Annotated in this window: 3 protein-coding genes and 1 pseudogene; all 4 read left to right on the forward strand. The window is 42.6% G+C overall.

Translation table 11 applies throughout. The features are described 5' to 3' along the window. On the forward strand, window positions 1-434 hold a 434-nt coding region (locus B5F25_RS20645; RefSeq protein ID WP_140407011.1), incomplete at its 5' end, for an IS5 family transposase. A 13-nt stretch (window positions 435-447) separates the two neighbouring features. Next, window positions 448-999 (forward strand): annotated as a pseudogene (locus B5F25_RS21380) (RHS repeat-associated core domain-containing protein); the annotation flags it as partial. A 487-nt stretch (window positions 1000-1486) separates the two neighbouring features. After that, window positions 1487-2086 (forward strand): hypothetical protein, encoded by a 600-nt coding sequence (locus B5F25_RS20655; protein ID WP_140407012.1) that lies wholly within the window; start codon window positions 1487-1489, stop codon window positions 2084-2086. A gap of 208 nt (window positions 2087-2294) precedes the next feature. Beyond that, window positions 2295-3542, forward strand: a complete 1248-nt coding sequence (locus tag B5F25_RS22280; protein WP_206423575.1) for a hypothetical protein — start codon at window positions 2295-2297, stop codon at window positions 3540-3542. Window positions 3543-3687: the final 145 nt, after the last annotated feature.

The raw sequence follows: 3687 nt of genomic DNA on the forward strand, positions 1-3687 counted from the left end.
ACCGTGGTATAGACGGGAACAAGAAAATCAAGGGACGGAAAGAGCACATCATAGTCGATACGCTCGGCCTTCCGTTAGCCGTCGCAATCCATGAAGCCAACCTGCATGACAGCAAGGGCGCCCCACAAGCCATAGAAAAACTCGCTTATAAATTTCCGCGCTTGGTTAAAATATTGGCGGATGGAGGCTACAGGGGAGATTTGGCTGATTGGGTCAAGAAGAAATTCGGATGGATATTGGAGGTCGTACTCAGACCGGACGAATGTCCGTCCAAATTTCAGGTACTGCCCAAACGCTGGATTGTGGAACGCTCTTTCTCATGGCTGGAAAACTTCAGAAGGCTGACCATCGATTACGAATTCCTTGCTGAAACTGCGGAAGCTATGGTACAACTTGCATTCATCCAAATCATGCTTAACAAATTTATCGAATGAAATCAAAACAGCTTCTAAGAATATTACGTCTATTCAATACAATTCGTTAAATTTGCCGAGCAAGGTCACGTTTAAAGACGGAAGTACGATAACCTATCTGTATGCGGCTGATGGCACAAAGCTTCGCACGGTTCATAAGACAGGGAGTACGGCCACCACGACTGACTATTGCGGGAATGTGGTCTATGAAAACGGCACGCAGAAATACCTGTTGACGGAAGAGGGTTATGTTACTTTGGCGGATAATAAATACCATTATTATCTGAAAGACCATCAGGGGAATAACCGTGTGGTCATCAGCTCAACGGGGACGGTCGAGGAAACGAACCATTATTATCCTTTCGGCGAGGTGTTCGCGGCAACGAACAATGTCCAGCCGTATAAGTATAATGGTAAGGAGTTCGACAATAAGAACGGCTTGAACTGGTATGATTACGGTGCACGGCATTATGATGCTGCTTTGGGAAGGTTTGTGAGTGTTGACCCGTTGGCGGAAGAGTATTCTTCGACTTCACCTTACGGTTATTGTTTAAATGATCCCATTCGGTTTGTTGATCCGGATGGTAAGAAGATAAGGATTGGAACATTTTGGCAGCGTTTAGGTGTTGCACTCGGGATGAAAATTGAATTTATAGAAAAGGTTTCTGAACAGTTTGAACAAAATAATGAGCTTAATTCTACCGTTAAATCTGTTTATGCAGAATTAGAAAATAGTGATTTGGTATTTGATGTACTTCCTTTATCGGAATCTCCCAAAGGAACAAAAATTGGCAACCATGTTATTCCTGATGAAAAAATCGTGCCAGGAGAAAGTCAAGGTGCAACTTTATATTATGATCCTGATATGAAAGAGAGACCGGATGGTGTGGTACGTGATCCTAAAATTGGTTTAGCACATGAAATGGGACACTTAAAGGATTTGATGGATGGTAAGGCTGTTTCTTCTGATGTAAAAAAAGTCATACAAGGAGATAAGGTTGAAAAAACTAAAATGGAGCAGAATGAACGTACTTCATTGATGTTGGAAAATAAAATAAGAGAAGCTTTAGGATATGAAAAAAGAGAAAAGAATTTTGAAAATATTGATAACTAATTGTCTGTTTTTGACCGTAGTATGTAGTGGCTGCAAGGAAATAGCTTTTGAACGGGAAATTAAAAATTGGGGTGTCTATGGACAGCAGATTCCTTTACCAGTACAAATTTGTACAGCAGATTCTACTATTATATTGGCGTGTGAGAGTTGTATTTCATTGGTTGAGGAAATATGTAAACATGATGGAGTGGATGCGGCTGAGGCAGGCGAGATAGTGTATGATGCGTTTAAGCAAAAGTTACCTGTTCATGTTTCTTTGGCCTACTATCAAGAAGCTTTACAAAATCGTATTATAGTAGTTCCTCGAATAGATTCAATCTATCGTAATGAAGGAATTAAAGGCATAATAGAAAATTGTTTTCAATGGAAAGGTGAATCTTGGTGTTTAGATGAAATATCTTACATCCCTGAATATAAATCCAATCGTTGGAGTAAGTCTGAAACAGATTATATTATCTACTTATTGTCTTTGCATAAAATATACATGACCTATTTGATAAGTGATGAAGTGCCTATTATAACATTTGTACTTGCGGATAGAATATCAAATATGCCTTAAAGGGATGATAAGAATTAGTTTGAATTTAAGATGGTAATTTGTTCAATCCTCTTGTTCTATTTTTGATTTATCTTGAAAATAGAATAAGAGGATTGTTCTATGTGGACGGTAGTTTTGAAATCCAAACAATAACTTAATTAATTATTAATCTGTATTTTTACTTCTGTTAACTTAAAAGGTAAGTACATCTGTCGTTACAAAGCGCATCATGGAGAAGCGTCCCGGCTGTGATGCCGTTTATTACATCTATGACAAAGGTGAACGTCTTGTGTTCTCTCAGGACGGTGAGCAACGCGGACGTGGCGAGTGGACGTTTACGATTCCCGATGTGTTCGGGCGCACCCTGCTGAAAGGTGTCTGCAAGAATATGTTTTATTACGATGACTATCCGTTCATTAACATTGTGACGGAAGCGAAGCGCACAAATGCCTCGAACAGCCTGTACGGGCATACGGTTTCGGGCGTGACGTTAAATAACGCAACACTTCACGGTGTGAACTTCTACGACGACTATGCGTTTATCGGGAAAAACGGCGTCCCGACTTCATTGAATTATGCCACTCCCCCTTCTGGCTACGGCACCCGTTATACAGGCGGCTACAAGGGGTTGTTGACGGGTACGGTTACGGCAAGACTGGATGCGTCGGGTGTGGCAGGATACGACTACACGGCTTATTATTACGATGACCGCGGCCGTATCATCCAGACGAGGAGCACGAACCATTTGGGCGGAACGGATGTGGAGTATGTCGCCTATAACTTCATCGGCGACCCAGTGAAGCGTCAGCACGTGCATACCGCCAGCGGCAAGTCGACACAGACCGAGACTTATACCTATACATACGACCATGCAGGCCGGTTAACAATGACGAAGTATAAGCTGAACAGCAATGCCGAAATTACGTTGGTTAGTAATACGTATGATGAACTGGGTAGGCTGAAAACGAAAAGCCTGCACGGCAGCACAACCAACAAACTGACATACAGCTACAACATCCGTGACTGGCTGACAGGCATCAGCGGCAGCAAGCTGACGCAGAACCTGTACTATAATACGGGTAATGGTACACCGCAATATGGCGGGAATATCAGCAGCATGACTTGGAAGGCAGGTAATGAAAGTACGACAAGGGGGTATAAGTTTGCCTACGACGGTTTGAGCCGGCTGACTTCTGCTACATACGGCGAAGTCACAAATATCGGTAGCAACGCCAACCGTTTCACGGAAAAGGTTACGGATTATGACCTGAACGGGAATATCAAGGGCTTGCAGCGTTACGGGCAGACCTCCTCAACCGGTTACGACTTGATAGACAACCTGACCTATACGATGAGCAGCAATCTGATAACACGGGTGGATGATGCTACAACTGCCGCAGCCTACAACAACGGTTTCGAGTTCAAAGATGCCGTAAAGCAGGCGAGCGAGTACACAACGACAAAAACGGCAACCTGACGAAAGATTTGAATAAGAACATTACGAGTATTCAATATAATTGTTTAAATTTGCCAAGCAAGGTCACGTTTGATTCGGACAGATGAGGTATTACATAAACGGCTGACAAACGGACACGGATCTTTTTTTGATTTGACTCAGGAGT

It is taken from the genome of Bacteroides sp. An19 (assembly GCF_002160215.1).
In the GTDB taxonomy this organism is placed as follows: Bacteria; Bacteroidota; Bacteroidia; order Bacteroidales; family Bacteroidaceae; genus Phocaeicola; species Phocaeicola intestinalis.